This is a genomic window from Nitrospirillum guanabarense (genome assembly GCF_034653355.1).
Lineage (GTDB): Bacteria > Pseudomonadota > Alphaproteobacteria > Azospirillales > Azospirillaceae > Nitrospirillum.
Genome location: NZ_JAYEER010000004.1, coordinates 2,655,952 through 2,680,817 on the forward strand (window position 1 = coordinate 2,655,952; position 24,866 = coordinate 2,680,817).

Consider the following 24,866-nt stretch of genomic DNA (forward strand, 5'->3'; position numbering starts at 1 on the left):
TCGAACAAAGCGCGCCCGGCGTCTGAGGCGAACACATGACAAACCGCAAATTCACCGGCGACACCCTGATCATCGCCACCCACAACAAGGGCAAGGTGAAGGAGATCGCGGCCCTGCTGGGCGATCACGTGGCCCACTTCCCCACGGCGGGGGACCTGGGCCTGCCCGAGCCGGAGGAGACCGGCCTGACCTTCCGCGAGAACGCGGAGCTGAAGGCCCTGGCGGCGGCCAAGGCGGCGGGCAAGCCGGCGCTGGCGGACGACAGCGGCATGGCGGTGGCGGCGCTGGATGGCGCCCCTGGCATCTATTCCGCCCGCTGGGCCGGGCCGGAGAAGGATTTCGCCGCCGCCATGGCCCGGGTGGAGCGTGAGCTGCCGCCCGGCGCACCGCGCGACGCCAGCTTCATCTGCGCGCTCACCATCGCCTGGCCGGACGGCCATGTGGAAACGGTGCAGGGCGAGGTGCACGGCCAGCTGGTCAACCCGCCGCGCGGTGACCGGGGTTTCGGCTACGACCCCATGTTCGTCCAGGACGGCCACGCCGTGACCTACGGCGAGATGGAGCCGCACGAGAAGCACGCCATCAGCCACCGCGCCGATGCCTTCCGCCAGTTGGTGGAGCGATGCTTCCGCTGACCGCCCCTGAGGCCAACTCCGTTCCCGGCGGTTTCGGCCTTTATGTGCACTGGCCATTCTGCGCCAGCAAATGCCCCTATTGCGACTTCAACAGCCATGTCCGCGAGGGCGTGGACCAGGCCCGCTGGCGCGCCGCGATGCTGCGGGAGATGGACCATTTCGCCGCGCGGGTGCCAGCGGGGCGCCGCCTCAGCAGCGTCTTCTTCGGCGGCGGCACCCCCTCGCTCATGCCGCCGGAAACGGTGGCGGCCGTCCTGGAACGCGCCGACCACCACTGGGGCATCGGCGATGGCGTCGAGGTGACGCTGGAGGCCAACCCCACCTCGTCAGAGGCGGCGCGCTTCGCCGGGTTCCGCGCCGCCGGCGTCAACCGCCTGTCCATGGGCATCCAGGCCCTGAACGACGCCGACCTCAAGGTGCTGGGTCGCAAGCATTCCGCGTCCGAGGCGATGGCCGCCATCGCCATGGCCAAAGGCATCTTCGATCGTTTCAGTTTCGATCTGATCTATGCGCGCCCGGGCCAGACCGTGGCGGCGTGGCAGGGTGAATTGTCCCAGGCGCTGGACATGGCGGTGGGGCACCTGTCGCTGTACCAGCTGACCATCGAGGAAGGTACCCAGTTCCACACTCTGCACCAGCGCGGCGACCTGGTGGTGCCGGACGAGGATCTGGCGGGCGATTTGTATGAGGCGACGCAGGTTTTGCTGAACCAGGCCGGCATGCCGGCCTATGAGGTGTCCAATCACGCCCGCCCCGGCCAGGAAAGCCGCCACAACCTGGTCTACTGGCGCTATGGCGACTATGTCGGCATCGGCCCCGGCGCCCACGGCCGCCTGACGCTGAAGGGCGAGAAGATCGCCACCCGCACCCACCGCGCCCCGGAAATCTGGTTGCAGCGGGTGGAGGAGGGCGGCACCGGCGCCCACGCCGATGAGAGGGTGACGCCGGAGCAGCGCGGCCGCGAAGCCCTGATGATGGGCCTGCGCCTGGCCGAGGGCGTCAGCCTCTCCCGCCTCACGGCCGAGGCGGGCGGTGTGAACCCCGTGGACATGGCCGCGGTGGACCGCCTGTCCCGCCACGGCCTGCTGACCCTGAACAGCGACCGCCTGGTCGCTACGGCAGATGGCCGTCAGCGCCTAAACGGCGTGCTGGCGGCGTTGCTGGGGTAGGGCACCCCTGCGTCATACCGCGCCATCGGCTGAGCTTGAGGGAGTGGTTGGACGGTGCCATGCTCCGGTACGTCCGGTCCTTTGCAACCAGGCTATCCCCCAATGCCCGCGTCATCCCGCCTGCCTGCCGCCGCTCTGCGTCAGTTCTTTTTCTGCACCCTGATCATGGGGGCGGCATTCACCCTGAAGCCCGCCGCAGCCGCCGGCATCCCCTTCGTCGGTTGCCCCGCCGATGGCCAGATGGGGCCGCAGGCCGCGCCCCGAAAAGGGACCGTTCCGTCCTTGCCCCCCGCGCTGGCCGCCAAGGCGGCGGGGCGTTTGGCCTATTATGCGGGACCGGATGACGCCGGTGGCATCGGCAGTTTCGCCCCCAAGGGCTGGCACTGCTTGGCCCTCTATGGCTCCAACGGCTCCCAACTGCTGGTGACGGCCAACCCCCTCGCCAGCCGCGACCTGATCAAGGCGGCTGAGCATATCCAGGGCCCGGCCTTGCAACTGGTCTGGCTGGACGGTGACACGTCGGGCCGGTTCGAGGTCGCGCAGGTCGCCGCCCGCGTGTTCCCCGTCGCCAAGGATTACGTCCAGGGCGTGATCGACGAAGGGTTGGCGGACAAGTCGGAATACACCTGGGGGCCCTATCCGACGGACACCGTCGTGCGCCACAGCCCCACCTCGGTGGATTTCGTGACGCCCGCCGGACAAAAGGGCATAGGCACGGCCAGCCATCTCACCCCAGGGCCCCTGCCCATCATCGGCAGCGCCTTGCTGTTCCCAGATGACGACATGGCATTGCGCCAGCTGGTGGTGCGCCTGCCGCCGGAGATGGCGGACCTGGGGCCCGTCATCCAGGCGGCGTTCCGGCCGGAGTAGGGAAGCGCTTTCTTGGAATTATGACCATTGCCTTGATGTGTTGCTGCTGACCCTATGATGGGGCGTTGGATCGGCCGGAGTCGTATGGTTTTACGCAGCTGGCTTTAGCCAGGAGGAAGAGTGTTCAGCACCGCCTCCGTCGTCGCCACGGTGGCGTACTCGCCCTCCATGTTGGCCAGCGACAGGGCGTGGACGTCCTCGGCACTCCATACCCGGCCCCGGCCGTCCCGCTTGGCGTAGGTGTAGGTCGCGTCGCTGACCACCGTGGTGGCATAGCCCAGGTTGCCCGCCATGCGCACCGTGGCCTCCACCGAGTTGTTGATGATGACGCCGGCCACCACCAGGGCGGTGATGCCCCGCCCGCGCAGCAGGTCGTCCAGGCCGGTGCCGATGAAGGCGCTGTTGGTGCGCTTGGCCACCACGCTCTCGCCCGCCGCCGGCATCGCCTCCTCCTTGAAGGCGTGGCCGGGCGTGCCGGGACGGTAGGTAGAATTGGGCTCCACCGAATCATGCCGCACATGGATGACCGGGTTCCCGGCGGCGCGCCAGGCGGCCAACAGCCGGGCCACATTGGCCTCGGCCCCGGGATTGTTGCGCGGCCCCTCGGCCGTCCAGCTTGGGTCATCGATGGCGCGCTGCAGGTCGATGAGGAGCAGGGCGGGCGCGTTCACCGCACCACCACCCGGCGGTAGCTCAACGCCTCGGCGATGTGCACGCGGCGCACCATCTCGCTGCCCTCCATGTCGGCCAGGGTGCGGGCCACGCGCAGGACGCGGTGATAGCCCCGGGCGGACAGGCGCAGCCGGTCGGCGGCTTCGGTCAGCAGGGCGCGGCCGGCGGCCTCGGGCGCCGCCACCTTTTCCAGCAGCTCACCATCGGCCTCGGCATTGGTGCGGATGGCGGGGTGGCCGGGCTTCGTCAGGGCGGCGTAGCGCTCCGCCTGGATGCCCCGGGCGGCGGGCCACACGGGCGGCCACGATGGCGCTGGTCTCGCGCGGCGGCGGCAGCGACAGGTCGGACGCCTTCACTGCGGGCACGTCGACATGCAGGTCGATGCGGTCGAACAGCGGGCCGGAGATCTTGGACTGGTAATCGGCGGCGCATTTGGGTGCGCGGCCGCAGGCCTGGGCGGGGTCGTCCAGGTGGCCGCAACGGCAGGGGTTCATGGCCGCCACCAGCTGCACCCGCGCCGGATAGGTGACATGCCCGTTGGCCCGCGCCACCGTGGCCCGCCCCGTCTCCAGCGGCTGGCGCAGCGCCTCCAGCGTTGGTCGCGCGAATTCCGGCAGCTCATCCAAGAACAGCACGCCCTGGTGGGCCAGGCTGATCTCCCCCGGTTTGGCGCGCACGCCACCTCCGACCAAGGCCGGCAGGCTGGCGCTGTGGTGCGGGTCGCGGAAAGGGCGGCGGCGCATCAGCCGTCCACCCTCCAGCTTGCCGGCCACGGAATGGATCATGGACAGGTCCAGCGCCTCCGCCGGTTCCAGGGGCGGCAGCAATCCGGGCAGGCGGGCGGCCAGCATGGACTTGCCCGACCCCGGCGGCCCCACCATCAGCAAGTTGTGCGCGCCACTGGCCGCGACCTCCAGCGCGCGCTTCGCCGTCTCCTGCCCCTTGATGTCGGCAAGGTCCGGCAGGGCGCCGGGCTCATCCTCCTCCATCTTGGGCTGGGGGCGGGACAGCACCTGGGTGCCCTTGAAGTGGTTGATCAGCTCCAGCAGCGTGCGCGGGGCCAGCACCTCCAGCTCACCGGCCCAGGCGGCCTCACCGCCGCAGGCCGCCGGGCAGATCAGGCCCCGGTCTGTGGCGACCGCGTGGATGGCGGCGGGCAGGGTGCCGGCCACGGCCGTCAACGCGCCGTCCAGCGCCAGTTCGCCCAGGGCGCAGAAGCCCTTGATGTCCTCATCCGGCAGAATGCCCATGACGGTCAGCAGGGCGATGGCGATGGGCAGGTCATAATGGCTGCCCTCCTTCTGCACATCGGCCGGCGCCAGGTTGACGGTGATGCGCTTGGGCGGCAGGGCCAGGCCCAGGGCGTGGAGGGCGGCCCGCACCCGCTCCCGGCTTTCGGCCACCGCCTTGTCCGGCAGGCCCACCACGGTGAAGGCCACCTGCCCGCCCGACATCTGCACCTGGACGTCGATGTCCAGGACGTCCACCCCCTGGAAGGCCACCGTCGAAACCCGCGCTACCACCGGCCCCACCCTATCCGTCCATGCACGTGGGGGTAGTGTAGGGCAGGGGCGGTGCTTGGCACCAGGGGATGTCGCGCCGCTTTACGCGATCAGCGCCGCCTCGCGCCGGGCGATGGGCGGACGCGACGGATGCAGCACGATGCCGTCGTCGGCGATCTCGACCTTGGCTTCGGGGTAGACAGCGGTGGCGAGCGCCAGGGCGTCCAGGAACACCGGCTTGAAGTGGCTGAGCTTGGCGTAGTGCTCGCCGAACTGGCGGCGCAGGGCCGCCCAGCGCACCGGCGTGGCTTGGTTCAGCACATGCAGGCGGTAGGCCAGCCAGATGTAGACGTCGATGGCGGTGCTGCTGGCGCTGATGTGGCGCAAGGCGGCCTCGGAGACGGGCACGGCGTGCTGCTTCAGGCTGTCGTAGAAGCTTTCGTTCAGCTCGATCACGTCCTGGAACAGGGCCACCTGGCGCTGGTCGGGGTTGGACTTGAACAGGATGGAATTGTTGACGAAGCCGGCGTTCTGCCGGGTGACCGAGGCGTCCGTCTCCCACAAGAACTGCAGGCTGCAGGCGGTGATGCGCTGCGCCTGTTCCATCACCAGGCGATAGGTCTTGCCGCCGGGGCTCTCCCCCATGGCCTTCAGCCAGGAATGCCAGCTCTTGCCCAGTTCCACCTGGCGGGAGTTGGTCTTCAGTGCTTCGGTCTGCAGGTACAGCAGGATCATGCGCGCCTTGGCGCCGTAGGGCACGCCCACCAGGCTGCCGTCGGCGTGCCGGCCGCTCTGCACGATCAGGGTGCAGCGCCCCGTTTCCTTGCGGTGGTATTCCGGCTCCGCCGCCTTGTCGATGGAACGGTGGGGCAGGCTGGTCAGGGCGAAGCCGGCATGGGTGATGCCCATGCTGTCCTCTTCCTGGGCCAGCATGGCGGCGGCCACGTCCACCAGGGCGCGGCCGCTCTTGCTGGTCGCCATCTCGCGCGCCCGGTCCACGCCATGCTCCAGGATGAGACGGTGAATGTCGGCCATGGCGCCCTTCGCTCCCTGCCAGTCGGTGCTGTCGATGTGAGGTGATGGGCTGAAGTGTTTCAAAGCCAAATCACTAAATCTAGGTCGGACTTTACCGGCCCCCGCTATTTGTGGGGTATTTGGAGTCTGTTATTTGAGGTGCCGGTTAAGTCCGGGAAATAATCCCGAGTCGGGCCGGTAGAGTCCGGCATCCGGCCGGCAAGGTCCGGGGAAAACTGTTCTTCCCATGCGCCCCATGGGCGCCGGCGCATCCTGTGGCCGGTAAAGTCCGGGGGAGACGCGCCCGAGTCTGTGGATAACTCTACCCTGGCCGGTAAAGTCCGAGCCGAATCGTGACGGATCACCCCATCCGGGATCCCGGGATCGACTCCAGCGGACTCGAAAGGGGCCTCAACTCGTCCGCTGACACGGACTTTACCGGCCTTGCCGACGGGAGTCCGTGCCTTTCCGGCCGGTGGCGACCCGGATGGTGGGTGGTGGAAGGTACGGGAAGCGGGTTCAAATCCGGGGTGGCCGGGTCCACTCGGACTTTACCGGCCTGATGGCCGGACGGGGCTGTCCTGTCCTGGCGTTTTTCCCTGGACACGGACTTTACCGGCCGGGGCCCGGGAAGGTGGGCATCGATTCGGACTTTACCGGCCTTCGCCATTGCTGGTTCCACGAGCCCCAAAAGACGGAAGGCGGGGCGGTTCCGCAGACCGCCCCGCCTCTCCCTCACGGGCGGCGGATGATGGGAAGGCCGCCCGTCGGTTTCGCCCCTCAGCGCCAACAGGATGCCGGCACCGCTTTGCGCACCAGGGCGGCGAAGTCCTCCACCGTGCAGCGGTCGCCGCCACAGGCGGGCAGGGGCAGGTCAACCTTACCCGCCGGATGGGCCGGCGTCAGGGCGGCGGCTTGCCGCAGATCCTCCAGCGTCTGGTAGTACAGCGCCACCCGGACATAACGCTTGCCCGTGGCGGTGTCGCGGCTGACCTCGAACGCCAGGGTGGTGTCGGGGGCGGTCTTGTCCGGCTGGCCGGGCAGGGTCCAGTCCAGGCCCAGCAGGCCGGCCACGTTGGACAGGTTGGTGTCATGCCCCAGGATGGAGATCAGCCTGGCCCCGGCCGGCACGGGCGCCAGCGGACCACCGGCGGCCGGCGCCTCCCCCGTCACCCCGGCCACGATCTGGTGGGCCAGCAGCGCGCCGTTGTGGCTGGCGATGTAGGGGGTGCGGCGCGTCAGGTCGGCCTGGTAGTCATGCACCGGCAGGATGGCGGCCAGCGCCTGCGGCGTGCCGGCGCGGCCCCAGCCCACCTGGTCGGCGGGCATGCCCTGCACATATTCCAGGAAGACGCTTTCGGCCAGCATGGCGCCCCGCGCCAGGGGCCCGTCCACCTTCACCTCGCCGCCCTTGTCCACCACCTTGGCGGGGCCGGTGGCGAAGCAGGCGCCGCCGGGGGATCCGGAGGGGCCCCCGGGGGTCGCGGTGGGCGCGCAGGCCTTGGGTGCCACCACCTGCACCAGGGCGGCCAGGGCGGGCGCGACGTTGGCCGGCACGGTGGCGATGTCGCCGCCGTTGGCCGCGACCACCGCCTTGGTGGCCTCATCCGCGTCCATGGGGCAGGCGCCGCCCGACGCGGCGTCGAACAGCACATCGGGGCTGTCCGGCGCCAGGCCATGGGCCTTCAGGCCGCAGCCGGGGGCCAGCCCGTCGGCCAGTGCCTGGGCGCTGGCGCGGGTGCGCTGGTCGCCGCTGTCGCCCCAGACGAAGATGCTGTTCTCGGCGGGACAGCGGTCGGCAGCCAGCAGGCCGCGCTGCCGGTACTGGGCGCCCAAGTACAGTCCCAACTGGCGGATGGCGTCGGCGCCGTGGGGGGTCAGGATGCCTCGGTCCACCGGCCAGGCTGGCCAGTCCTGGTCCGACAGGCGGCGCAGTTCCGCCAGGCCCTTGGTCGGGCTGCGCACGCCGTGGCGCGACAGCATCACCACCCGTTCCAGAACTTCGTGGGAGGCGGAGGCGGTGGTGTCGGCCCGGACGGGGCCAGCCATCAGGCTGGCCGCCAACAGGCCAAGAAACAGGCCTTTTTTCATCACCACCCCGTCACCGACAGGTTGAAGAACACGCTGCGGCCCGGTGTGGTCCAGTACAGCGCGTCGCCGGTGGCGGACTGCGTGCCGGCGAAGCCGTTGATGCGGTGGGTGTCGAACAGGTTGCCGATCTTCAGGCTGGGGGTGACGTCCACCAGGTGATAGCCCAGGTCCTTCAGGCGCCAGCCCACCGAGACATCGGCGGTGAACACCGGGTGGATGCGATAGGCGTTGGCGAAGTCCGGCTGGCCGGTCTTGGCGTCGGTGGTGTTGTCCTGGCCGTAGAACGGGCCCACCACCTTGCCGATGGCGGAGAAGTACAGGCCCTCGGGGCTGTCGTACATGACGCCGGTGGTGGCCATCCATTGCGGCGTGTCCGCCACCCAGACGTAATTGTCCTTGTACTGGGCGTGGTTCAGGCTGGCGTTGGCGTACAGCGACAGGGCGTCCGTCAGGGCGTACTGCGCCTCCATCTCCAGGCCCTTGTAGATGGCGCCGGACCCGTTGACGAAGGTGGTCTCTGTCGTGCTGGGCACCTGGCTGGTGGAGATGTAATTGCTGAAGTCGATGTAATAGGCGTCGGCGCCCACCATCCAGCGGCCATGCTGCACGGCGGTGCCGACCTGGTAGTTCATGGTCTCTTCCGGCTTGATCGAGGCGATCTTGGCCACCTGGAAGACGTCGATGGGCGGCGCCAGGAAGCCCTTGGCCACCTGGGCGTAGGCGGTCCACCCTTCCTGGATGGTGTAGTGCGCGGCGATGGAGGGCTGGGCCTCGGTATAGGTCTCGCTGTAGTTCAGCGGCGCCGGGGGCTTGGTCTTGTTGTACAGGGCGTCGACATCGCGGGTGAAGCTGGTGACCTTCACGCCCGGGATCAGGGTCAGGTCCGGCGTGACCTTCCAGTCGAACTCGGCATAGGGCTGCCAGGTGGTGTTCAGGTCGCGGTACTTGTAGGTGTAGGGCGTGCCGTACTTGCCCGTGACCAGGATGTTCTGGGTCCAGTCATAGGATTCGGAATGGCGGTGGTCCAGCTGGCGGTCGTACCAGACGCCAGCCTTGATGTCGCCGAAGGACAGGCTGTCGGTCAGGCGCAAGGTGTCGCCGAAGGTGCGGTAGTTGGCGTTGGCCTCCTTGCCCGGGATGTCGCCGGCATAGGTGGCCACCTTCTTGCCCGCGGCGTTGTAGACGGTGACGCCCACATCCTTGGGGTTGCTGTCGCTGGCGTCCGACAATTCCTTGTAATGATGGCCGAAGCCGTTGGTGTAGGCGGTGTTGTCCAGCTTGAGGGCGTCCGTCAGTTCCGACTGCACCCGGATGTAGTCAAAGTCCGAGGTATAGCGGCTGGGCTGGTACTTGTAATAGGACTGGGCCTTGGGGTTGTCGCCCAGGCCCCAGTTGTCGCCGTACTTGGCCAAGTCGGCCAGGGTGACGCCCTGGGTGGTGTACTCGAACGAATGGTTCTTGCTGGCCACCAGCGTCACTGTCGTGCGTTCCCCGATGTCCAGCACATCCTTGAAGAAATAGTTGGTGCGCTGTTCTTCCGCCCCGGTCAGGTAGCCGTCTGAGGTGGTGCGTTGCACGTCGAAGAACATGCGGCCCAGCACGGTGCGGCCGGTGTCGACCTCCCCGCCGATGCCCTTGGTGTTCCAGCTGCCATAGGTGCCGTAGGCGGTGACGCCCGGATCTTCCGACGGGGTCTTGGACAGGAAGCCCAGGGTGCCGCCGAAGGTGGCCTTGCCGATGGTGGAGGCCGTGCCGGGCCCCCGGTCCACCTCCGCCTGGCCCATGTCGTGGGCCACGAACAGGGCGGAGCTGGTGTGGTGCAGGTCGGTGGCGTCGCCGAAGGGGATGCCGTCGAAAGTGATGTTGAACTGGCTGTCCTGGAAGCCGCGCAGGCTCAGCGTTTCCGCCTTGCCCAGGCCCGGGCCGTTGGGACTCTGGGCATAGACGCTGGGCTGGAATTTCACCATGTCGTCAAAGCTGGACAGCGGGACGATATTGTCGCGTAGGAAGCCTTCCGGAACGATGGAGGTGGGCTCCGTCGCCTCCAGCGGCACGTTGGAGGGGGAGACGCGCATGACCTTGGCCACCACGTCGATCTCGGTCATCGGGGCGTCGGCATCGGCAAAGTCCGCCGCGCGGGCGGGCGAGGCGAGGGCGGCCAGGGCCATGGCCACGGCGGCGGCGCCCATCATCAGTCTGGCCCGGTTCGGGCGGGTCTCCGGCTTCGTCGTCATCATCGTCCCCCTTCATTGATCGCGGCACCTTGGACGGCGCTTTGCAAAATCGCGTGCCGCGCTGGTACAGTCGGGACGGGATGCGGATCTTGACGGCAGCCTGACGGAAATTTCAGGTATTGCCGATCGCTGTGGCAGCATAAGGCCTTAGGCGCTGTCCGTTTTCTTGTGAATTTCATTTGACCGATACATGACGGGACGATGACGGGTCGCCTTGCCTTGATCGCGTTGGAACACGACGCCGGGGGACTGATTCAGGAGCTGTCGGCGCTGGGCTGGGACGCCACGGGGGACGGCATGCCCGATGTCCGCCTGCTGATCGCCGCCGATGCCGGGGCGCTGCCGCGCCATCTCAAGGAAGGGTGGCCCACCCTGTGCCTGGCCACCGTGGGGGCGGAGGCCGAGTCCACCCTGCTGCGGGCCGGCGCGCACATGGTGCTGCCTTTGGATACGGCGGCGACGGCGGTGGCGGCGGCCCTGTCGGCGCTGGCCCGGCTGGCGGCGCCCGGCGACCGCGCCCTGCGGGTGGGCGATCTCGCCCTGCACGTCGACCGCCGGCTGGCCTGGTGCCGGGGGCGGCCGCTGGCGCTGGCGCCCCTGGATTTCGATCTGTTGGTGCTGCTGGCCGAACGGCCCGGGCAGGTGGTGCCGGCGGCGGAACTGCGGGCCCGGCTGTGGCCCGATGCGACGGACAGCGCCGGCCGCCTGACGGCGCACATCCGCAGCCTGCGCCGCGCCCTGGGGCCGGCCGCGCCGCTGCACACCCGTGGCCACCAGGGCTATGTGCTGGGGGGCGTCGACCCGAAACGATAGGCGGGAGCGTTAGGTAGTATACCGGATATCGGCGCTGGCGGTCGCCGCCTAGGGTAGCCGGCATGGTTCCACCAGGCGGGTGATTCCCATGCGCGCCCTTATCATCGGCAAGGCCTCGACCGGCGTCGCGCGGCTGTCGCGGCTGTTGCGGGAACGCGGCTGGCAGATCGACACCCTGGCGGCCCTGCCGCCGGCGCCCCGTATGACCGACGTCGTGGTGCTGTCCGATGACACCCGTCAATTGCGCGAGCGCCTGAGCCGCGCACAACGGATCTTCGCCGACGCCCTGGTGGTGACGCTGGCGGCGGAGCATGCGGCCCGCGCCGGCGCCCTGGCGCTGGGCGCCGATGACCAGGTGGATGCCGCCCTGCCCGGCGACTTGGTGGTGGACCGCCTGCTGGCCCTGCTGCGCCTGAAGCGCCAAGGGCCGCGTCTGGCCTATGTCCTGGATGACCTGACCGTGGATGTGCGCCAGCGCCGGGTGCGCCGCGCCGGCCGCGACATCCTGCTGTCCTCGCGCGAGTTCCAGCTGCTGATCCTGCTGCTGCAGGCGGAAGGGGCGGCGGTGCCGCGCAGCGCCATCCTCGACCGGCTGTGGGCCGGCGACCTGGACGTGGCCGACAATGCCGTGGATGCCCTGGCCTCCCGCCTGCGCCGCCGGCTGGACGGGCCGGGGCAGCCCCGCCTGCTGCACACCCTGCGCGGCGTTGGCTACTGCCTGGTGTCCGCTGTGATGGAGACCCGGGCCGCCGCCTGATGCCGCCACCGGCTGTCCATCATGTAGGGGTCGTCATGTCGGGGCCGTCATGTCGCGGCCATGCTCAGGTGGATCAGGGCGGGCACGTTGTCGCAGCCCGTCTTTTCCATGACCCGCGCGCGGTGGTTTTCCACCGTGCGGGCGCTGATGCCCAGCTTCCAGGCGATGACCTTGTTGGGGTGGCCGGCCACCAGCAGGTCCATGACCTCGCGCTCACGGGTGCTCAAGGTCTCCAGCCGGCTGTGCGCCGCCTGGGATTCCGCCTGGTGGCGCAGGGCGTGGCCAAAGCGCGCCATGGCCGTCTCCACCGCCCGTACCAGGGCGTCGATGGCGAAAGGTTTCTCGATGAAATCCACCGCGCCCGCCTTCAGGGCCGTCACCGCCTTGGGCACGTCACCCTGGCCGGTCAGGATGATCATGGGCAGGGGGCAGCCGCGCCGTGCCAGCTCCGCCTGCAGCTCCAGGCCCGTCATGCCTGGCATGTTGATGTCGGCGATGACGCAGCCGGGCACGCCGTCGGCCCCGGCCTCCAGAAAGCCGATGGCCGAGGGGTATGTCGCCACGGGGTAGCCTTCGGCCTGGAACAGGGCGCTCAACGCGTCGCGCACCGCCTCGTCATCATCGACGATGGCCAGGGTCAGTTCAGGCTGCGGCATTGGGTGCCTCCTGGGTGGGCGCTTCCTCGGCGGGCAGCACCAAAGGCAGGGAAAACGAGAAGGCGGCACCGCCCAGCGTGCCGGTGCCGGCCCGCAGGCGGCCGCCATGGGCCTCGACGATGCCGCGGCTGATACTGAGGCCCAGGCCCATGCCGGTGGGCCGTGTGGTGGTGAAGGGCGCGAACAGGCGGCCCGCCACCTCCTCCGCGATGCCGGGGCCGGTGTCGGCCACGCGGATGTCGGCCCGGGTCGGGGGGGGCGCCCCGTCTTCCGCCGCCCGCATGTCGATCAGGATGCGGCGGTCGGTGGTGGCCCCTTCGGCCAGGGCGTCCAGGGCGTTGCGTACCAGGTTGATCAGCACCTGTTCCACCTGCACCCTGTCGATGGACAGGATCAAGCCATCCCCGACCGCCACGTCCAGCCGTGCGCCGGCGTTGGCGACCTCGTCCGCCAGCAGGCGGGCGACGCCGGCCACCAGGTCGCTGGCCGGTACCGGGGCGCTGTCCACCTGGCCGGTGCGGTAGAATTCGCGCAGGTGGCGGATGATGGCGCCGGCCCGCTCCGCCTGGGCGGCGGCTTTGCCCATCAGATCCAGCGCCTTGGACTGGCTTTCGGATTCCAGGATGCGGCGGCAGGCGCCGGTGTAGCTGACGATGGCCGACAGGGGCTGGTTCAGCTCGTGCGCCAGGGCGGCCGCCAATTCCTCCGTCAGGTGGCTGCGGCTGGCCAGCTCGGCGGCGGCGCGGTGCTGGCCCAAGGCGGCGGCGGCGCGCTTGCGGGCGGAGATGTCGCGGATGGTCAGCACGCCCATGACGCCCCCGGTCTCCTCCACCATGGCCAGGGACGATTCCACCGGCAGGGGGCGGCCGTCGGCGGCGACCAGCCATTCCTCGCCGCCCTCACGGCCCCCCTCGCGGCGCAGCAGGTCGGCCAGGGGGCGGCCGCGCAGGGTATCGGGCGTCCGGCCCGTCAGGTCGGCCACCAGGCGGTTGACCTCCTCCACCCGGCCGTCGGCGTCCAGGATGACGATACCGTCGGGCGCCAGCTCGATCAGGGTCTTCAACCGCGCCTCGCCTTTGGCGGCGGCGGCCCGCACCCGCTCGCGTTCCGAGATGACGGCGCCCAGCAGCAGGCCGGTCATGGCCAGCGACAACATCAGGATTTGCAGCTTCAGCGCCTGATAGGGCTGGATGTCGCAAACGGCGATGCCCAGGCTGAGGGCGGCCTCCAGCCCGGCCAGGGCCAGCACGGCGCCGGGCAGGCCGCTGCCGGCCGCCACCCAGACCAGGGGGATGAACACGGGGTAGAAGCGCGACCCCACCACCCGGGGGAAGATCACCGCGACCGACAGGCAGATGCCGGCGGCCTGGCCCAGGATCTGGGCGCGCAGCAGGCGGCCCGGGCGCAAGGCACGGGCCAGGCGCGGCGCCATCAGGGCCAGGGTCGCCACCACGGTGACGCCGGCCACGTCGCCCACCCAGTGCTGCAGGGCCACGGTCAGCGGGTCGGCGGTCATGGCGCGCCCGTCCCAGCCGGTCAGCGTCCATCCCGCCAGGGGCCAGGCCGGCAAAACCCAGGCCAGGGCCAGCAGCAGCAGGCTCTGCCCCAGCGCCCCGGCCATGGTCAGGCCGGCCAGGCGCATGACGCCATCCACATCCTCCAGCACGAAGCCCTCGCCATCCTGGCGCAGGCGGCGGGCCAGCAGCAGGGCGGGCGGGGCGAAGACCAGGGGCTCCGCCAGGATGGGGATGGCCATGCTGGCGGCCAGGGGGGGCTGGCCGGCACCAGGACGGCGCGCAGGGCCAGGCCGGCGACGGCCGCCGCCATCATCAGCGGCAGGCGCCGGGGGCCCCAGACCATGACCAGGGCCAGGCCGATGCCGGCGCGCACGTTCCACGGCGCCCAGCCGGGCACGGCCGAGACCAGCAGCGGGTCCAGCAGGCCGGCCAGCGGGTACAACGCCAGCAAGGCCCAAGGCCAACGGGAATTTGACGTTGACAGCAAAAGGCCCCATCACGGACAGGATGAAGGCGGTTCCTTCACCTGACTGTGATAGGGCCCTTGCGTTACGGTCTTGTGACGATGCGGCTTATCGGGACGCCGTCTTCGACGCTGCTTTTAACGGGAAGCCGTCTTCGACGGCGGGGCCCACTTGGCCAGCCAGTCGACCACGGCCTGCGGGTCCATGTGGCGGGCGTCGGTCAGGTCGAAGCTGGCGTCGCCATTCACCAGGGTGCCGTCGGCCTCCACCACCAGCACGGTGGGCACGCCCTTGAACTTCGGCACGCCAAAGCGCGCGGGCACGTCCATGTTCTTGGTGTAGCGGCCCACGTCCACCGTCACCATGACGTAGTTCTTGTCCAGGAAGCTGTGGACCTGCGGCAGTTCCACCAGGCCGGCCAGCACGCGGCAGTCACCGCACCAGTTGCCGCCGAAGTCCAGCAGCACGCGCTTGTGCTCCTTCTTCGCCTTGGCCAGGGCGGCGTCCACCTGGGCGTTCACGGCGGCGTTGTCGATGGCCTCGTCATAAGGATAGGGCAGGGGCTGCTTCAGTTCCACATTCCCCACCTGCGGGGCGGCGACCTGGGCGGACGCGCCGAGGGGCGACAGGGCGACGGGAACGGCCAGCAGGGCGGCGACGCCCAGGGCGGAGAGGGTGGTGCGGGCGGTCATCGCAGGCTCCTGGGCTACAAGGGGACAGTCGCACTTTTCCAAGCGCGAATTCAGGTCATTATGCCTGATATGGGCACCAGGGAAAGCCCCGCCAGGGACCTATTCCCACCGCAGGCCGCATGACCGCCCGGCATTTGACGAATAATGGGCATCTGGTTCGGAAGGATTACCACAGTGACCAATGTAGATAATAAGGTCATGAGCCGCGCGGACCTGAACCGCGCCTTGCTGGCCCGCCAGATGCTGCTGTCGCGCCATGCCGCCGGCGTGGTCGCGGCGGTGGAGGCGACGGCGGGCCTGCAGGCGCAGGAACCCCGCCCGCCCTTCATCGGCCTATGGTCCCGCCTGCTGGGCTTCCGGCGCGACGACCTGCTGACCGCCTTGCGCGAACGCCACGTGGTGCGCGCCACCCTGCTGCGCGGCACCCAGCATCTGGTCAGCGCCGCCGACTACGCCGCCTGGCGGGGTCTGATACAGCCGATGCTGACCGCCGCCTTCTTCGGCCTGGGCGACCGCACCCGCCATATCGACCCGCTGCCCATCGCCGCGGTGGCCCGGCCCTTTATGTCCCTGCCCCGCACCTTCACCGACCTGCGCGCCCATCTGGCCCAGGCCTTCCCGGATGAGGCGGACGACCGCGCCATGGGGCACGCGGTGCGCTGCCATCTGCCGCTGGTGACGGCGCCGGACGACGGCCCCTGGGGCATCGCCAACGACCCGCTGTACGTGGCGGCGGAGGAATGGCTGGAGCGGCCGGTGGATTTGCAGGGCGACCTGCAGGGGCTGGTGCGCCGCTACCTTGCCGCCTTCGGCCCCGCCACCGCCGCCGACATGCAGGCCTGGTGCGGGCTGAAGGGGTTGAAGCCGGTGCTGGAGTCCATGGCGGCGGAACTGGTGGTGCTGCGGGATGAGAAGGGAAGGGCGCTGTGGGACCTGCCGGACGCCCCCCGACCGCCGCCGGAGACGCCGGCGCCCGTGCGCTACGTGCCCGCCTTCGACAACCTCATCCTGGCCCATGCCGATCGCACCCGCATCGTGGACGAGGCCTGGCGCCCGCGCATCGTGTCCAAGAACCTTCAGGTCGCGGCCACCTTCCTGGTGGACGGCTTTGTCGCCGGCATCTGGAAAACGGCGCGCAAGGCCAAGCTAGCCACCCTGACGCTGGAGCCCTTCGTTCCCCTGGCCGCCGCGCACGAGGCGGCGTTGCGGGAGGAGGGGGAGGCGCTGCTGCGCTTCCTGGAACCGGACGCGCCGGCGGTGGAGGTGAAGGTGGTGCCCCCATCTTCCTAGTCCCATGGTCCGTGTTGCGTCGGGGCGCCCCGGGGCGGACCCTGGCCGTCATGGACTTCACCTTCGCCATCGCCGAGCTGGCGGGCGCCGTCGCCCTGCTGCTGTGGGGCGTGCACATGGTGCAAACCGGCGTGCAGCGCGCCTTCGGCGCCCGGCTGCGCGCGGTCCTGGGCCGGGCGCTGGCCAACCGGTTCCAGGCCTTCCTGGTGGGCATGGGCGTCACGGCGCTGCTGCAAAGCAGTACGGCCACCGGCCTGATGGTCTCCGGCTTCGTGGCCGGCGGGCTGGTGGATCTGGTGCCAGCCCTGGCCGTCATGCTGGGCGCCAATGTCGGCACCACCCTGATCGTCCAGGCCCTGTCCTTCAACGTCGCCTCCATCGCGCCGGTGCTGATCCTGGTGGGTTTCCTGCTGTTCCGCCGAGGCGTCAGCCCGTCGCGCGACATGGGCCGCGCCTTCATCGGCCTGGGCCTCATGCTCATGGCCCTGCACCAGTTGCTGGCGATCATCGCGCCCTATGAGGACGCGCCCAGCCTGCGCCTGATCCTGGGCGCCATCGCCACCGAACCGGTGGTGGATGTCATCCTGGCGGCGGCGCTGACCTGGGCCGCCCATTCCAGCGTGGCGGTGGTGCTGCTGACCATGTCGCTGGCGGCGCAAGGGGCTGTGCCGCCCCACGCCGCCTTCGCCCTGGTGCTGGGCGCCAACCTGGGCACCGCCATCAACCCGGTGCTGGAGGGGGCCGCCGGCAACGACCCCGCCGCCCGGCGCCTGCCCTTGGGCAACCTGCTGAACCGGGCGGCGGCGGTGCTGCTGGGTCTGGCGGCCCTCGGGCACCTCGGCCCCCTGATGGTGGGGCTGGAGCCGGACGTGACCCGGGCGGTGGCCGATTTCCACACCCTGTTCAACCTGGCGGTGGCGCTTCTGTGCTTCCCCTTGCTGCCGTTCTACGCCCGGCTGTTGGCCCGCCTGCTGCCAGCCAGGATGGATGCGGCGGATCCGGGCCGTCCGCTCTACCTCGACCCGTCGGCCCAGGACACGCCGGTGGTGGCCCTGGGCAACGCCGCGCGTGAGGCCCTGCGCCTGGTGGACGTGCTGGAGGCCATGCTGCAGGGCCTGCGCGACGCCTTGGATGAGGGCGACCGGCGCCGCATCGCTGAGACCAAGCGCATGGACGACGTGCTGGATCGGCTGAACACCGCCATCAAGGCCTATCTCTCCACCCTGGACAGCGACGCCCTGTCGGACGCGGACCAGCGGCGGGCGCTGGAAATCCTGACCTTCGCCATGAATATGGAACACGCGGGCGACGTGGTGGACCGCAACCTGATGGGTCTGGCGCGCAAGCGGCTGAAACGCGGCTTGGCTTTCTCGGCCGAGGGGCAACGGGATCTGCTGGCCCTGGTCGACAGTCTGATCGTCAACCTGCGCACGGCGGGTTCGCTGTTCATGACCGGCGATGCCCGCGCCGCCCGGCTGCTGGCTGGCGAGAAAGAGGCGTTCCGCCGGCGCGAGAACGAGGCCACCACCGCCCACTTCGCCCGCCTCAGCGCCGGCCGGGTGGACAGCGCGGAAACCAGCGCCCTGCATCTGGACCTGCTGCGTGACCTGAAACGGGTGAACACCCATCTGGTGGAAGCGGCGGCCTATCCCGTCCTGGAACGCTCCGGCGACCTGCTGCCCAGCCGGCTGAAGGGCCATCAGCCGGCGGATGCGCGGGAGGATGGGGACTGATCACTTATCCCATTCGCGGATTACCGCCAGCCACAGGGCCAGCGTCTCCGAATGCGGGCTGGTCAGGGGCAGGTTGTCGGTCTTGACCGAGGTCTGGACCATGACCAGCTTGGTCTTGGGGTCGACGAAGATGTACTGGCCCTCGGCACCTAGAAGCGCGAACAGCCGGCGGCCGTCGGGGCTGACCTTGGGGGGCAGCACCCAGACCTGGTAGCCATAGCCGTAGAGGTGCGCCGCCGTGCCCGACGCCACCTGCGTGTCGGCCGGGTCCTGGGTGGTGGCGGCCAGCAGCCAGTCCTTGGGGATCAGCTGCTTGCCCTCCCAGGCGCCGTCGTGGGCCAGCAGGCGGCCCAGGCGGCCATAGTCGCGCAGGGTGGCGTTGAAGCCGGAACAGCCGATCTCCTGCCCGCTGGCGTCCACCTCCCACCGCGCCTCCGCCTCCGCCCCCATGGGCTGCCAGACTTTGGCGGTCAGATAATCGGACAGGGACTGGCCAGTGGCGTGACGGACCACGGTGGTCAGGGTTTCGCTGTCACCGCAGGAATATTGGAAATGGCTGCCGGCGGGGGTGGCGCGGGCGTACTTGGCCAGCGCCGTTCCCTCATCCACCCCGCTGTGGATGTCCTGGTACAGGCCGCGCGGCTCCGCATCCTCAAAGGCAACGCCGGACGACATCTGCAGCAGCGCCTTCAGCGGCGTCTGGCCATAGGCGCTGCCCTTCAGGGTGGGAACATAGGCCTCGGCCGGGTCGCCGATATCCTTGACGCGTCCGTCGGCGATGGCGGCCCCCAGCAGCAGGCTGACCAGGGTCTTGGCCATGGATTGCGAGGTGAAGCGGTCCTTGTCCGTGCGGCCATACTGGTAACGCTCCACCAGGATGGTGTCGTCCTTCAGGATCAGCAGTCCGGTGGCCGGCACCCGCGCCATATAGTCCGCCAGGCTCAGCACCGGCCCGTCCTTCAGGTGCAGGATGTCGGGCACGTAGTGCAGTTCCGGCTCTGCCGCCGCCCGCTTGAAGGTCCAGGGCTTGGCCGCCGCCGGCAGGGTGTGGGTCTTCACCAGGCTGTCGTAATGGCTGAATCCCCAGACCATGTGGGGCTTCTCATACCAATTGTCCCAGGTACCGGTGGGATAACCCTGGGCCTGGCCATAGGCGGCGGCGTCCGGGCCGCCGGGCTCGAAGGTCTGGGCGCTGGCGACGGTGGCCAACAGCGATGCCGCCAGTGCGGCGGTGATCGGTCCGGTACGGCGCATCAGGCGTTCCCCTCTTCGGATATCGGGTTGTCGGACCCCGGATCGGCGTCGGCCAGCCGCTCCATCAGGCCGGCCGCCAGGCGCAGCAGCTCGCGCTCGGTCGGGGTCAGGGTGGTGATCATGGCGCGGGCCAGGGCGGTGCGCCGGCCGTGCACGTCGCCGAACAGGGCCCGGCGGCCGGTATCGGTGATCTCGATGCGCACCTGGCGGCGGTCCACCGCGTCCGGTCGGCGGACGATGTGGCCCAGGCCCTCCAGGTCGGCCAGCAGGCGGGTCAGCGACTGCGGCTGAATGCGCAGGTAGGCGGCCAGCGCCGTGGCCGTGGCCGGCCCCTCGCGGTGCAACTGGCCCAGCACGCCCAGCTTGGTCGTGCTCATGCCCTCCGCCGGCCGGTTGGCCAGCAGGCGGCGGGACAGGGCGGTGGTGCTGCGGTGCAGCCGCCGCGCCGTTTCCAGCGCCGCCGCGAAGATGTCGTCATGCTCACTCATATACCAAGCTATGGCTTAGTACATTATGGGAGTCAATGGACGGTTTCGGCAGTTATGTGACAATACAAGGAAAGACTATCTTATCAATTTTCTGCGGCGCCCCTCGCCTGCCAGCGTCGGCGCATATCCTCCAGCCAGCGGTCGCGCAGGACGGCGGGACGGTCGGGATAGCGCTCGTCCAGGAAGTCGGCGGACGTCACCCGGTCGGTGCGGAAGTGGCGGAAGTCGCGGCGCAGCTCGCACCACGCCACCAGCAGTCGCACGGTGTGGAAATAGGCGACGGTGACGGGCCAGACGATGCGGTCGCTGCCCCGGCCGCCCTCATCGGCATAGCTCAGCCGAATTTTGCGGCCGGCGTGAATCCAGGCGCGGGTGTGGGCCATGTCCAGGCCGTCGGGCGTGGCGACCGGCGACCGGGGCGGCATGCGCGTCGCCGGCTCCAGCACGTAGGGGCGCAGGCGGTCGGGCACGGCGGCGGCGATCTTGGCGATCAGATCCTGGGCTGCCCGCGCCAGGGCCGGGTCGGCCTGGGTGCTGACCCATTGGGCGCCCAGCACGGCGGCCTCGATCTCATCCGGGGTCAGCATCAGGGGTGGCAGGTCGTACCCCTCCTCCAGCACATAGCCGATGCCGGCCTCCCCCGGATGGGCACGCGCTGGGCCATCAGGTCGGCAATGTCGCGATAGACGGTGCGCTTGGACGTCTCCAGTTCCGCCGCGATGGCGTCGGCCGTCAGGGGGCGCCGCGTGCGGCGCAGGATCTGGATGATCTGGAACAGGCGGTCGGCGCGTCTCATAGGGGCATCCTGGTGTCACGCTGCTGACAGCATGTTGGCAGCAGGATGGCAGTAGAACGGGGCCATCCACAAGCCACCGTGCCCCAAGCCACCACCCCTCGAGGAAGACCGCCATGACCGCCACCCAGAGCAACCCCCGCCAGCCGATTTCCCTCTACACCGGCGGCGCCCTGTTCGGCCTGCCCGACGCCAGCCCCTTCTGCATCAAGGCGGAGGTGCAGCTGAAAATGGCCGGGGTGCCCTATGTGAAGGCCCAGGGCATGCCCGACCAGGGTCCCAAGGGGCAGATCCCGTATATCGAGGATGACGGCACCCGCCTCGGCGACAGCACCTTCATCCGCGCCCATATCGAGAAGACCTACGGCGTGGATCTGGACGCCGGCCTCACGCCCCAGCAGCGGGCGCTGTCCTGGACCATCGAGCGTCTGCTGGAAAACCAGCTGTACTGGACCGTGGTCTACAGCCGCTGGCTGATTCCGGAGAACTTCGCCAAGGGCCCGGCCCAGTTCTTCAACCGCGTGCCGGAGGCCGTGCGGGAAACCCTGCGTCAGCAGGTGCTGGAGCGGGTGACCAACAATGTGCGCGCCGCCGGTCCCGGGCGTCATTCGGATGCGGAGATCGCGGATCTCTGCGACCGCTCCCTATCCGCCCTGTCCCTGCTGCTGGGCGACCAGCCCTATTTCATGGGGGAGCGGGCCACAGCGGTGGACGCCATGGCGCTGGGCGTGCTGGCCAGCCTGCTGACGCCCTACTTCGATACGGAGGTGCGCCGCCGTGTGCTGAAGTACCCCAACCTGCTGGCCTACACCGACCGCCTGATGGCGCAGTTCTTCCCCGACTTCGCCTGGGCGCCGGCAGCTGCGGCGGCGTGAGGGAACCGCCGCCAGCTTCGCCTGTTGGGGCCCTGCCTCCATAACCCCAAGGAAGCAGGGCACCCATGCTGGTTCAGCCGGTGGATTATTTCCTGGCCGCCTGGTTCGTCCTGGCGCTGGCGTCGGCCGTGTATGTCGGTATCGACCAATATCGCTGCAACCCGGAACCGCCGGTGATGAAGTGGGGCTTCATCCTCATCACCCTGTATCTCGGACCCCTCGGCCTTTTGCTGTACGTGCTGGTCGACAAGGAACCCCGGCCTGGCGCGCATGAGGCGTTCATCCGCCCCCTGTGGAAGCAGGGGGCCGGTTCCACCATCCACTGCGTGGCGGGGGACGCCACCGGCATCGTACTGGCGGCCGTGGTGACGGCGGCCTTCGGCCTGCCCATGTGGCTGGACCTGATCGTGGAATATCTGTCCGGGTTCGCCATGGGGCTGTTCATCTTCCAGTCGCTGTTCATGCGGTCGGCCATGGGCGGCGGCTATTGGCAGAACGTACGGGGCAGCTTCCTGCCTGAATTCATCAGCATGAACTTCATGATGGCCGGCATGGCACCGGTCATGTGCTTCCTGATGATGGGGCGCGACATGCGCGCCATGGAACCGGCGGAACTGCTCTTCTGGGGCACCATGGCGTTGGGCGTCGGCGCGGGGTTCGTCACGGCCTATCCCGCCAATGTCTGGATGGTGGCCCGGGGGATGAAGCATGGGCTGATGACCCAGCGGGAAGGAAGCCACCATCACCATGAGATGACGTCCGACGCGACCGGTGCCCAGATGGCCGCGCTGGGCGGCGTGTCGCTGCTGGCGCTGGTCACGGGCATGGCGGCGCCGGCCAACTGGCTGAATCTGGACGTGTCGGCGCGCGACGTGGGTGGGGCCATAATGCCACCCGGCATGGTCATGGACCGCGATACCCCGGCCGAAGCGATGCGCGACATGGCCGCCGTGGATCCGCGCCGGGTGACGGCGGCTTTTGGTATCGACGCCATGGGCGACCGTGCGTTGCCCTACCGGCTGGAGGACGGGGTGAAGGTCTTCGACCTGCGCGCGTCCGTCATCCGCTGGACCATCCTTCCCGGCGTCACCGTTGATGCCTATGCCTATAACGGCCAGGTCCCCGGGCCGCGCATCCATATCCGGCAGGGTGACCGGGTGCGCATCAACGTCACCAACGCGCTGCCGGAACCCACCACCGTCCATTGGCATGGCCTGACGGTTCCCAACGCCATGGATGGACCTGCCTGGGTGACGCAGCCGCCCATCCCGCCCGGCGGACGGTTCAGCTATGAATTCACGGCCGTCCAGCACGGCACCTACTTCTACCACCCGCACGCCAACCCCGACCGCACGCAGGCCCTGGGGCTGTACGGCGCGCTGATCATCGACCCGGCCAACTCCAAGGACGAGGTGCCGGCCGACCATGACTATGTGATCCAGCTGCAGGAATGGCTGCGGCGCGATGGGCTGACCTTCCCCGCCATGCCCATGGACGGCGGCCATCCCAATTATTTCACCATCAACGGTCGTGCCTATCCCGCGACGGAAACGGTGCGCATGAAGGTGGGTGAAACGCTGAAGGTGCGCTTCATCGGCACCAACACCGGCTTCATCCATCCCATGCACATCCATGGCGGGCCCTTCCTGGTCGTGGCCCGCGATGGACAGACGCTGCCGCCGCCCGCGCGGTATGAGGCCGACACCGTGAATGTGGGGCCAGGCCAGCGCTACGACGTCATCTGGACGGCGCGCCTGCCGGGGAAATGGCTGATCCATTGTCATATTCCCCATCACACCACCAACAACAATACCGAATCGCGGGGCGGCGGCGGCTTGATGGTGGTGATCGATGTTCAGCCCTGAGATCCGGTTTCCGTGATGTGCAGGAGGGAAACGGGCGCCCCCCATTCGCCTATCCTTCGCGGAACACCAGTTCCAGAAGGATGGCGCCGCCGCCCGCGCTGGGGGGCGTGCGGATGAACAGCCGCCGTTCCCCCAGGTCGGGAAGGTCCATGGTGGAATAGGGGATGGCCAGGCCCTCCAGCCTGGCCCGCAGGGCCCAGTAACGTTCCGACTGGCCATCCATGCGGAAGGCCACATGGTCCAGCATCTCCCCTGCCCGGCCCACCGGGGCGCCCGATCCGGGGATCAGATGCACGATGGGGGCGTCCCCGGCGTACAGCCAGTACCCGGGGAAGTCGAAGGGCGGGCGATAGCCAGGCCTCAGGTCCAGCACCCTCTCCAGGAAGGATCGGGTGCCTTCCAGGTCGGCGGTGCGCAGGGTGGCGTGGTCCAGCTGCATGGCCGCCTCCGCCTCAGATCGTCTCGGTTTCGCGCACGGTCAGCGGGCTGGCGGCGGCGAAGCGGGCGATCTCATCCTTGCGCAGGAAGGTCACGCCGGGGTGGCTCTTGGCGTAGGTCAGGAACTTGTCCCACACCCGCACCATCTGCGGCGTGCCGCTGATGCGGTCATGCGCGCTGATGGACATCATGCGGCGGCGGTGGCCCGCCTCCTCATACAGCTGGTCGAAGTCCAGCGTGACCTGCTCCAGGAACTGGGTGGGCGTGTAGTTGCGGCCCTCGATCAGCACGATGTCGTTGTTGCGCAGGGTGTAGGGCACCACCACGAAGTCATGGCCGTTCACCTGCTCGATGAAGGGCTCGTCCCGGCTGATGTCATCGATGTGGTAGAGGTAGCCCAGCTCCCGCAGCAGCGGCAGGGTGTGGGGCCCGCGCCGCAGCCAGTTGGCGTTGTAGCCCACAGGGGTCTGGCCGGTGACCTCCGCCACCATGGTGCGGGCGTCGGTCAGGAACTGGCGCTCCTCCTCCCGGCTCATGGCGTATTCCGAACTCCAGCGTGGGCCGTGGCCGGCGGCCTCATGGCCGCGCTTCACGATTTCCCGTGCCAACTCGGGATTCTTGCGCACCGCCTCGCCGATCATGTGCGAGGTGACCTTGACGCCGTGCTTGTCCCATAGGTCCAGCATGCGGGGCACGCCCTCGCGATAGCCGTAGGCGAACCAGGTGTTGGCGACGGCGTCGCTGGGCACGCTGTCGGGGAAGTCCACCTTGGGGAAGGGGCTGTCGGTGCCCTTCAGCGGCTGGCCGCCGGCCTCGAACTGCATGGAGACGCTGATCACCAGGCGGGTGTCGCCGGGCCAGAAACCGCCCCCTTGGGACTTGGTGGCCGCCGGCTTGGCGGCGGCTGGGGCCTGGGTCTTGCCTTCGGCGGCGCCGGCGGTGGCGCCGCCCATCGCCATGCCGGCGGCCAGCAGGCCGGCACCAGCGCCGGCATGGGTCAGAAAGCCGCGGCGGCTGGCGGTGATGTCGGTGGGCATGGCTGAT

The 24,866-nt window shown here is 69.3% G+C and carries 23 protein-coding genes and 1 pseudogene; 9 read left to right on the top strand and 15 right to left on the bottom strand.

What is annotated here, in order from left to right; genetic code table 11:
• Positions 1 to 35 precede the first annotated feature (35 nt).
• From rdgB to UAA55_RS30500, 3 genes are all read left to right on the top strand, one after another.
• Positions 36 to 635, top strand: coding sequence for an RdgB/HAM1 family non-canonical purine NTP pyrophosphatase (gene rdgB, locus UAA55_RS30490; protein ID WP_322957573.1), 600 nt, complete (start codon positions 36 to 38; stop codon positions 633 to 635).
• Positions 623 to 1,804, top strand: coding sequence for a radical SAM family heme chaperone HemW (gene hemW / locus UAA55_RS30495; RefSeq protein ID WP_322957574.1), 1,182 nt, complete (start codon positions 623 to 625; stop codon positions 1,802 to 1,804). The genes rdgB and hemW overlap by 13 nt, the downstream gene beginning before the upstream one ends.
• A 102-nt stretch (positions 1,805 to 1,906) precedes the next feature.
• On the top strand, positions 1,907 to 2,674 hold the full coding sequence (locus tag UAA55_RS30500) for a hypothetical protein (protein ID WP_322957575.1): 768 nt from the start codon (positions 1,907 to 1,909) through the stop codon (positions 2,672 to 2,674).
• A 104-nt stretch (positions 2,675 to 2,778) separates the two neighbouring features.
• On the opposite strand, the gene UAA55_RS30505 is transcribed toward UAA55_RS30500, so the two are convergent.
• The 5 genes and pseudogenes from UAA55_RS30505 to UAA55_RS30525 all read right to left on the bottom strand — a co-directional run bounded on the left by UAA55_RS30505 (position 2,779) and on the right by UAA55_RS30525 (position 10,190).
• Positions 2,779 to 3,345, bottom strand: coding sequence for a cysteine hydrolase family protein (locus UAA55_RS30505; RefSeq protein ID WP_322957577.1), 567 nt, complete (start codon positions 3,343 to 3,345; stop codon positions 2,779 to 2,781).
• Positions 3,342 to 4,869, bottom strand: a pseudogene (locus tag UAA55_RS30510) (YifB family Mg chelatase-like AAA ATPase). Before UAA55_RS30510 ends, UAA55_RS30505 begins: the two are co-directional and overlap by 4 nt.
• Before the next feature lie 81 nt (positions 4,870 to 4,950).
• Positions 4,951 to 5,883 carry a replication protein RepA gene (locus tag UAA55_RS30515; RefSeq protein ID WP_145610909.1) on the bottom strand — a complete coding sequence of 311 codons (933 nt, stop codon included), beginning with the start codon at positions 5,881 to 5,883 and terminating at the stop codon, positions 4,951 to 4,953.
• A 759-nt stretch (positions 5,884 to 6,642) separates the two neighbouring features.
• Positions 6,643 to 7,911 (bottom strand): histidine-type phosphatase, encoded by a 1,269-nt coding sequence (locus UAA55_RS30520; protein ID WP_322957578.1) that lies wholly within the window; start codon positions 7,909 to 7,911, stop codon positions 6,643 to 6,645.
• Positions 7,912 to 7,952: 41 nt separating this feature from the next.
• The gene (locus UAA55_RS30525) at positions 7,953 to 10,190 is read right to left on the bottom strand and encodes a TonB-dependent receptor (RefSeq protein ID WP_322957580.1); all 2,238 of its coding nucleotides are present in this window, start codon (positions 10,188 to 10,190) and stop codon (positions 7,953 to 7,955) included.
• Between the two features lie 198 nt (positions 10,191 to 10,388).
• On the opposite strand from UAA55_RS30525, the gene UAA55_RS30530 reads away from it, so the two are divergent.
• Both UAA55_RS30530 and UAA55_RS30535 read left to right on the top strand, forming a co-directional pair.
• Positions 10,389 to 11,000: a winged helix-turn-helix domain-containing protein gene (locus UAA55_RS30530; RefSeq protein ID WP_322957581.1), complete on the top strand. Its 612-nt coding sequence runs from the start codon at positions 10,389 to 10,391 to the stop codon at positions 10,998 to 11,000.
• An 88-nt stretch (positions 11,001 to 11,088) separates the two neighbouring features.
• A complete protein-coding gene (locus UAA55_RS30535) occupies positions 11,089 to 11,757 on the top strand; it encodes a winged helix-turn-helix domain-containing protein (protein WP_322957582.1) in 669 nt (222 codons plus the stop codon).
• A 47-nt stretch (positions 11,758 to 11,804) separates the two neighbouring features.
• On the opposite strand, the gene UAA55_RS30540 is transcribed toward UAA55_RS30535, so the two are convergent.
• The 4 genes from UAA55_RS30540 to UAA55_RS30555 form a co-directional block, all read right to left on the bottom strand.
• A complete protein-coding gene (locus UAA55_RS30540) occupies positions 11,805 to 12,413 on the bottom strand; it encodes a response regulator transcription factor (protein ID WP_322957583.1) in 609 nt (202 codons plus the stop codon).
• Positions 12,400 to 14,055, bottom strand: coding sequence for a two-component system sensor histidine kinase NtrB (locus UAA55_RS30545; protein ID WP_322957804.1), 1,656 nt, complete (start codon positions 14,053 to 14,055; stop codon positions 12,400 to 12,402). The genes UAA55_RS30540 and UAA55_RS30545 overlap by 14 nt, the downstream gene beginning before the upstream one ends.
• Complete coding sequence (locus UAA55_RS30550) at positions 14,037 to 14,381, bottom strand: hypothetical protein (protein WP_322957585.1); 345 nt, start codon at positions 14,379 to 14,381, stop codon at positions 14,037 to 14,039. Before UAA55_RS30550 ends, UAA55_RS30545 begins: the two co-directional genes overlap by 19 nt.
• 150 nt (positions 14,382 to 14,531) lie before the next feature.
• Positions 14,532 to 15,086: a thioredoxin family protein gene (locus UAA55_RS30555; protein ID WP_322957587.1), complete on the bottom strand. Its 555-nt coding sequence runs from the start codon at positions 15,084 to 15,086 to the stop codon at positions 14,532 to 14,534.
• A 198-nt stretch (positions 15,087 to 15,284) separates the two neighbouring features.
• On the opposite strand from UAA55_RS30555, the gene UAA55_RS30560 reads away from it, so the two are divergent.
• Both UAA55_RS30560 and UAA55_RS30565 read left to right on the top strand, forming a co-directional pair.
• Positions 15,285 to 16,376, top strand: a complete 1,092-nt coding sequence (locus UAA55_RS30560) for a winged helix DNA-binding domain-containing protein (RefSeq protein ID WP_322957589.1) — start codon at positions 15,285 to 15,287, stop codon at positions 16,374 to 16,376.
• A gap of 50 nt (positions 16,377 to 16,426) precedes the next feature.
• On the top strand, positions 16,427 to 18,109 hold the full coding sequence (locus tag UAA55_RS30565) for a Na/Pi cotransporter family protein (protein WP_322957591.1): 1,683 nt from the start codon (positions 16,427 to 16,429) through the stop codon (positions 18,107 to 18,109).
• Here UAA55_RS30565 and UAA55_RS30570 read toward each other — a convergent pair whose 3' ends face one another.
• The 4 genes from UAA55_RS30570 to UAA55_RS30585 form a co-directional block, all read right to left on the bottom strand.
• Positions 18,110 to 19,363 carry a serine hydrolase domain-containing protein gene (locus UAA55_RS30570; RefSeq protein ID WP_322957593.1) on the bottom strand — a complete coding sequence of 418 codons (1,254 nt, stop codon included), beginning with the start codon at positions 19,361 to 19,363 and terminating at the stop codon, positions 18,110 to 18,112.
• On the bottom strand, positions 19,363 to 19,851 hold the full coding sequence (locus tag UAA55_RS30575) for a MarR family winged helix-turn-helix transcriptional regulator (protein ID WP_322957596.1): 489 nt from the start codon (positions 19,849 to 19,851) through the stop codon (positions 19,363 to 19,365). Before UAA55_RS30575 ends, UAA55_RS30570 begins: the two co-directional genes overlap by 1 nt.
• Positions 19,852 to 19,934: 83 nt before the next feature.
• Positions 19,935 to 20,471, bottom strand: coding sequence for a helix-turn-helix transcriptional regulator (locus UAA55_RS30580; RefSeq protein WP_322957597.1), 537 nt, complete (start codon positions 20,469 to 20,471; stop codon positions 19,935 to 19,937).
• Positions 20,438 to 20,647 (bottom strand): helix-turn-helix transcriptional regulator, encoded by a 210-nt coding sequence (locus UAA55_RS30585; RefSeq protein ID WP_322957598.1) that lies wholly within the window; start codon positions 20,645 to 20,647, stop codon positions 20,438 to 20,440. Before UAA55_RS30585 ends, UAA55_RS30580 begins: the two co-directional genes overlap by 34 nt.
• Before the next feature lie 113 nt (positions 20,648 to 20,760).
• Here UAA55_RS30585 and UAA55_RS30590 point away from each other — a divergent pair, with 113 nt between their 5' ends.
• The gene (locus tag UAA55_RS30590) at positions 20,761 to 21,519 is read left to right on the top strand and encodes a glutathione S-transferase family protein (protein WP_322957599.1); all 759 of its coding nucleotides are present in this window, start codon (positions 20,761 to 20,763) and stop codon (positions 21,517 to 21,519) included.
• Between the two features lie 65 nt (positions 21,520 to 21,584).
• Positions 21,585 to 23,384, top strand: coding sequence for a DUF4396 domain-containing protein (locus tag UAA55_RS30595; protein ID WP_322957601.1), 1,800 nt, complete (start codon positions 21,585 to 21,587; stop codon positions 23,382 to 23,384).
• A 49-nt stretch (positions 23,385 to 23,433) separates the two neighbouring features.
• Here the strand turns inward: UAA55_RS30595 and UAA55_RS30600 are convergent, their stop codons facing one another.
• The gene (locus UAA55_RS30600) at positions 23,434 to 23,823 is read right to left on the bottom strand and encodes a VOC family protein (RefSeq protein WP_088872309.1); all 390 of its coding nucleotides are present in this window, start codon (positions 23,821 to 23,823) and stop codon (positions 23,434 to 23,436) included.
• 13 nt (positions 23,824 to 23,836) lie between these two features.
• The gene (locus UAA55_RS30605; RefSeq protein ID WP_322957602.1) at positions 23,837 to 24,859 is read right to left on the bottom strand and encodes a polysaccharide deacetylase family protein; all 1,023 of its coding nucleotides are present in this window, start codon (positions 24,857 to 24,859) and stop codon (positions 23,837 to 23,839) included.
• Between the last annotated feature and the right edge of the window lie 7 nt (positions 24,860 to 24,866).

Excerpts from the sequence above, each read along its gene's own strand:
- rdgB (WP_322957573.1), top strand. The coding sequence starts at position 36 with ATGACAAACCGCAAATTCACCGGCGACACCCTGATCATCGCCACCCAC.
- hemW (WP_322957574.1), top strand. The coding sequence starts at position 623 with ATGCTTCCGCTGACCGCCCCTGAGGCCAACTCCGTTCCCGGCGGTTTC.
- UAA55_RS30500 (WP_322957575.1), top strand. The coding sequence starts at position 1,907 with ATGCCCGCGTCATCCCGCCTGCCTGCCGCCGCTCTGCGTCAGTTCTTT.
- UAA55_RS30515 (WP_145610909.1), bottom strand. The coding sequence starts at position 5,883 with ATGGCCGACATTCACCGTCTCATCCTGGAGCATGGCGTGGACCGGGCG.
- UAA55_RS30520 (WP_322957578.1), bottom strand. The coding sequence starts at position 7,911 with ATGGCTGGCCCCGTCCGGGCCGACACCACCGCCTCCGCCTCCCACGAA.
- UAA55_RS30525 (WP_322957580.1), bottom strand. The coding sequence starts at position 10,190 with ATGATGACGACGAAGCCGGAGACCCGCCCGAACCGGGCCAGACTGATG.
- UAA55_RS30530 (WP_322957581.1), top strand. The coding sequence starts at position 10,389 with ATGACGGGTCGCCTTGCCTTGATCGCGTTGGAACACGACGCCGGGGGA.
- UAA55_RS30535 (WP_322957582.1), top strand. The coding sequence starts at position 11,089 with ATGCGCGCCCTTATCATCGGCAAGGCCTCGACCGGCGTCGCGCGGCTG.
- UAA55_RS30540 (WP_322957583.1), bottom strand. The coding sequence starts at position 12,413 with ATGCCGCAGCCTGAACTGACCCTGGCCATCGTCGATGATGACGAGGCG.
- UAA55_RS30545 (WP_322957804.1), bottom strand. The coding sequence starts at position 14,055 with ATGCGCCTGGCCGGCCTGACCATGGCCGGGGCGCTGGGGCAGAGCCTG.
- UAA55_RS30555 (WP_322957587.1), bottom strand. The coding sequence starts at position 15,086 with ATGACCGCCCGCACCACCCTCTCCGCCCTGGGCGTCGCCGCCCTGCTG.
- UAA55_RS30560 (WP_322957589.1), top strand. The coding sequence starts at position 15,285 with ATGAGCCGCGCGGACCTGAACCGCGCCTTGCTGGCCCGCCAGATGCTG.
- UAA55_RS30565 (WP_322957591.1), top strand. The coding sequence starts at position 16,427 with ATGGACTTCACCTTCGCCATCGCCGAGCTGGCGGGCGCCGTCGCCCTG.
- UAA55_RS30570 (WP_322957593.1), bottom strand. The coding sequence starts at position 19,363 with ATGCGCCGTACCGGACCGATCACCGCCGCACTGGCGGCATCGCTGTTG.
- UAA55_RS30575 (WP_322957596.1), bottom strand. The coding sequence starts at position 19,851 with ATGAGTGAGCATGACGACATCTTCGCGGCGGCGCTGGAAACGGCGCGG.
- UAA55_RS30585 (WP_322957598.1), bottom strand. The coding sequence starts at position 20,647 with ATGAGACGCGCCGACCGCCTGTTCCAGATCATCCAGATCCTGCGCCGC.
- UAA55_RS30590 (WP_322957599.1), top strand. The coding sequence starts at position 20,761 with ATGACCGCCACCCAGAGCAACCCCCGCCAGCCGATTTCCCTCTACACC.
- UAA55_RS30595 (WP_322957601.1), top strand. The coding sequence starts at position 21,585 with ATGCTGGTTCAGCCGGTGGATTATTTCCTGGCCGCCTGGTTCGTCCTG.
- UAA55_RS30600 (WP_088872309.1), bottom strand. The coding sequence starts at position 23,823 with ATGCAGCTGGACCACGCCACCCTGCGCACCGCCGACCTGGAAGGCACC.
- UAA55_RS30605 (WP_322957602.1), bottom strand. The coding sequence starts at position 24,859 with ATGCCCACCGACATCACCGCCAGCCGCCGCGGCTTTCTGACCCATGCC.